4 protein-coding genes are annotated in these 4,520 nt (G+C 47.6%); 1 reads left to right on the forward strand and 3 read right to left on the reverse strand.

Going from position 1 to position 4,520, the window contains the following annotated elements:
• Positions 1–19: 19 nt before the first annotated feature.
• From OQZ33_RS24645 to OQZ33_RS24020, 3 genes are all read right to left on the reverse strand, one after another.
• Positions 20–229, reverse strand: coding sequence for an SDR family NAD(P)-dependent oxidoreductase (locus OQZ33_RS24645; RefSeq protein WP_416338777.1), 210 nt, complete (start codon positions 227–229; stop codon positions 20–22).
• A gap of 64 nt (positions 230–293) precedes the next feature.
• A complete protein-coding gene (uvrA, locus tag OQZ33_RS24015) occupies positions 294–2,813 on the reverse strand; it encodes an excinuclease ABC subunit UvrA (protein ID WP_265802099.1) in 2,520 nt (839 codons plus the stop codon).
• Between the two features lie 28 nt (positions 2,814–2,841).
• The gene (locus tag OQZ33_RS24020) at positions 2,842–3,645 is read right to left on the reverse strand and encodes an SDR family NAD(P)-dependent oxidoreductase (protein WP_265802101.1); all 804 of its coding nucleotides are present in this window, start codon (positions 3,643–3,645) and stop codon (positions 2,842–2,844) included.
• A gap of 109 nt (positions 3,646–3,754) precedes the next feature.
• Here OQZ33_RS24020 and OQZ33_RS24025 point away from each other — a divergent pair.
• A partial coding sequence (locus OQZ33_RS24025; protein WP_265802102.1) for an NAD(P)H-quinone oxidoreductase occupies positions 3,755–4,520 on the forward strand: 766 nt, incomplete at its 3' end.

Below are 4,520 nucleotides of genomic sequence, written 5' to 3' on the forward strand. Positions count from 1 at the left end.
GTCGATATCCCGGTTCTCTTCAGCAGCACTTCCGGCCAGATTGATTACTTCGTGGTAACTGGGAACGTCGGTTGATATGGCTTTTACAAGCACCACCAAAAGCCCTGCATTCTTCAGCCAGTTCTTTCAGCGCCTTTGAGTGGCGGGCGACGATGACCAGATCATCACCGTTTTTTGCAAATTTCAGAGCGGCAGCTCTGCCGCTACCACTCGAAGCACCGGTGATCACTACATTTCTTCATTTTTTCCATATTATTTTAAACATTTGAAACGACATTGTTTTGAGGAGATAATCAAACCAACTTTTCTGCGCTTTGAATCGATGCTAGATAATGTTTGAGAAAGGGTGCGGTCTTGCTTCCCTTGATCCTGGTAAGGCCGTGGGCGATTCCGGAATATACGATATTCCCGCCCTGATCACCTGCTCCTGGACCAATATCGATTATCCAGTCGCTTTGCGCGATCACTTGCATATCGTGCTCTACAACTATAACTGTGTTTCCGGAATCAACAAGATGGTTTAGCTGGATGAGCAACTTCTCGACATCGGATGGGTGCAGGCCAGTTGTAGGTTCATCTAGGACATAAAGTGCGGAGCTTTTCTGGCTTTTTTGAAGTTCGGTGGCCAGTTTGATGCGCTGTGCCTCGCCGCCCGATAAAGCTGTAGCAGATTGTCCGAGTTTGATATAGCCTAAACCTACATCCCCAAGCAATCTAAGGGAACGGTAAATCCCAGGGTCGTCACCAAAAAAATTAAAGGCTTCGTCTACAGTCATTTCCAATACCTCGGCAATGGTCTTCTCTCTAAAGGTCACTTCCAGGGTATCGGGATTATATCTGGTGCCCTCACAGGTTGGGCACGGGGTATACACGCTTGGCAGGAAGAGCAGTTCAACCATAATATAGCCTTCGCCCTGGCAGTGTGGACAACGGCCTTTGGCTAAATTGAATGAAAACCGTCCGGCATCATATTTTCTTTTTCTGGCGAGAGGAGTACTGGCGAAACGTTTTCGGACCAGATCAAATAGTCCGGTGTAGGTTGCCAGATTAGATCTGGGCGTCCTTCCAATGGGTTTCTGGTCAACAACAATCAAGCGGGAAATTTTTTCAATCCCGGAAGTGATTTTTCCCTGTACGGCGAGGGGTATTTCGACAAGCGGAAAATCTTTTGTAAGATCGGTATCAATCTCGACCTGCTGTCCAAGGCCATTGGCCACAAGCTCCACCAGTACCTGACTGACCAGGCTGCTTTTCCCGGAACCGGAAATCCCGGTGACACAGGTCATCACACCCAATGGAAAATCAATATCCAGACTTTTGATGTTATGACGGGTTACTCCGCTCAGGCAAAGTTTCGATACAGGTTTCCTGGGTTCAACTGGAATACGTGGAGTATTATCGAAAAGAAAATTAGCGGTCAGGGACTTAGTCGCTTTTTGTAATCCTTCAGGTACGCCGTTATATATAATCTGGCCACCGTCAGAGCCGGCTCCAGGTCCGACATCAATGATCCAGTCTGCATGACGGATCACTTCGATCTCATGCTCAACGACAAAGATGCTGTTTCCAGCTTTTTTCAGTTTATCCAGTATGTTAAGCAATGCACGTGTATCTGCTGGATGTAGTCCCGCCGATGGCTCATCGAGAACGTAAACTACACCAAAAAGATTCGAGTGTACCTGTGTCGCGAGCCTTAACCGTTGCAGTTCCCCTGGTGAAAGTGTTGGAGTGCTTCGTTCCAGGGTAAGATAGCCTAAACCCAATTCAAGCATCACTGATAACCTTGAGCTGATGTCGGTGGAAATACGTTGAGTAACAATCTGTTTTTCGTTTTTCGCTGCTAGTCCGGCATGATGGTTAAAAATTCTTGCTAGAGCTGAAAGCGGCAGACGGGAAAGCTCGGCGATATCTTTTCCCACGAATTTAACCGAAAGGGATGCTTTGTTGAGACGTTTACCCTCACATAGTGGGCAGATAGCACTGATCGTATATTGTCTGACCCTATTTTTCATCAGTTCGGACTGACTGGAAGAAAACGTTTTGAGTATATAGGGTTTGGCGCCGATGAAGGTGCCCATATAGTCGGGCGTTTTTTTATCCCGGATCGCTTTTGCGGTTTCCTTGGGCGTAAAGCCAGGATATACCGGGACTGTTGGCGTATCTTCAGTAAAGAGTATCCACTCACGATCGTGTTTTGGTAACTCTTTCCATGGGACATCAACGTTATAGCCCATGGAAACGAGAATATCCCGCTGGTTTTGTCCTTGCCATGCTTTGGGCCAGGAGGCAATGGCACCTTCACGAATGCTCAATCGCGGATCAGGAACCATGGTTTCCTCGTTGATTTCAAAAAAACTGCCCAATCCGTGGCATACTGTGCATGCACCCTGGGGTGTGTTGGGTGAAAATCCTTCCGCATATATGATGGATTGATTCTCGGGGTAGTCTCCTGCCCGTGAATAGAGCATGCGCAACAGGTTGGAAAGGGTGGTGACACTGCCTACTGAGGATCGAGTGCTGGCGCCGCCCCGCTGCTGCTGAAGCGCTACTGCCGGCGGCAGTCCTTCGATAGAATCCACTTCGGGTACACTCATCTGGTTAAAAAGCCGTCGGGCATAGGGCGAAACGGATTCAAGATAACGTCGCTGGGCTTCGGCATACAACGTTCCGAAAGCCAGCGAGGACTTTCCTGATCCGGAAACCCCGGTAAAAACGACCAGTTTATCCCTTGGGATTTCCAGACTTAGATCTTTTAAGTTGTGCTCCCTTGCGCCGCGAACGATAATCATTTTTTTACTGCTTCTTTCTGCCATATCGGTTAACAGGATTATGCTGTTTTCATTATGTTTTCTTTTTGGTATCTGCCGGCTCCTGCACTTTTTCCATTTGGGCAGCCTGCATGCTATCCGGCGTAACATTTCCCAAAGCCACCTGCACCTTATTTTTAAAGCCTGAGACTACCATATCTTTTCCGGCCAGCAAAGCTTCATAACCGTCTTTTGCAACAACTGCCGGATCTGCTAGGTCTCCCTGCTGAACGATTTTTGATTCCAGCATATCTGCTTTGTTGAAGAAGTCCGTGTCTGTGGCTCCTGGCAAAAGTGAAGTAACGCTTACCCCTGTGTCTTTCAACTCGTTGCGGATGGCCTCGTTGAAAGAATGCACAAAGGCCTTTGTGCCGTGATATACCGCTTGATAGGGCCCCGGAGCTTTTCCTGCTACAGAGGCAACATTAAGTATTCTACCTGATCCCCGGCTCACCATATCTTTGAGAAAGAGCTTGGTTAAGGTAACCAGTGAAGAGATGTTCAGCTGGATGATGTCCAGTTCCCGTTCCAGTTCGTTGTCTGTGAATTTACCATACACGCCCTGGCCGGCATCATTTACTAATACTTCTACCTGCAGGGCTAATGCACTGACCTGATTGTATACCTCCTGTGCATTTCCGGCTATGAACAAATCAGTGCTGATGGTCACTACTTCTACTCCTTCCGCTCTCAGCATTTCCGCAGTAGCATTGAGGTTCTGTTCGTCGCGGGCCACAAGGATGAGATTGGATTGATCCCGGGCGAACAGTTTAGCCAGTTCCAGTCCGATTCCGCTGGTGGCACCGGTGATGAGTGCAAATTTTTTTCTATTTTCCATATTTTCATTTAAGATGTAATGGAAGAACATTACCTGCCGCAAAAAGATTTATGTTTAGCGCATTTATTATTTTGGTTTTATTGGTATGCGAATTGTCCGTAACATAAAAATGAATTTAACCTTAAAAAACCGTATCATGAAAGCAGTTCAGATCACTCGCCCCGGCGGCCCAGGTGTCTTAAAGTTGGTAGATTATCCTGATCCCTTTCTCTCAGATCAGCAGGTGAGAATTGCGGTCAAAGCCTCCGGCCTGAACCGGGCAGATATTGCGCAGCGACAGGGGAAATATCCGCCGCCAGCAGGCGTTCCTGAAGAAATCCCCGGACTTGAAGTCGCTGGTGTAGTCATTGAATGCGGCAAAAACGTAAGCCAGTGGAAGTTAGGAGATAAAGTATGTGCATTGCTTGCCGGAGGGGGCTATGCAGAGCAGGTGGTGGTAGAGGAAGGACAATGTTTATCCATTCCCGTGCATTTATCCTTTGCAGAGGCCGCCAGCTTGCCTGAGGCCATTTTTACGGTATGGTCAAATGTTTTTCAAAGGGGCGCATTGAAAAAAGGTGAACATTTTTTAGTTCACGGCGGCAGCAGCGGTATTGGCATTACGGCTATTCAGCTAGCCAAAGCATTCGGGGCAAAGGTCTTTGTAACGGTAGGTTCCGATGAAAAAGCAAAAGCCTGTATTTTACTCGGTGCAGACATTGCAATTAATTATAAAACTCAGGACTTTCAGGAGCTACTCGCTCTGGAAGGCGTCGATGTGGTGCTGGATATGATAGGAGGAAGTTATTTACCGCGCAACATTGCCATAATGCGTCCGGAGGGTCGCCTGGTTTATATCAATGCGATGGAAGGAAATTCCCCGAAAATCAGTATTG

It is taken from the genome of Pedobacter sp. MC2016-05, assembly GCF_026239735.1.
Taxonomy (GTDB): Bacteria; Bacteroidota; Bacteroidia; order Sphingobacteriales; family Sphingobacteriaceae; genus Pedobacter.

Coding starts and splice junctions, on each gene's coding strand:
- uvrA (WP_265802099.1), bottom strand. CDS start 2,813: ATGGCAGAAAGAAGCAGTAAAAAAATGATTATCGTTCGCGGCGCAAGG.
- OQZ33_RS24020 (WP_265802101.1), bottom strand. CDS start 3,645: ATGGAAAATAGAAAAAAATTTGCACTCATCACCGGTGCCACCAGCGGA.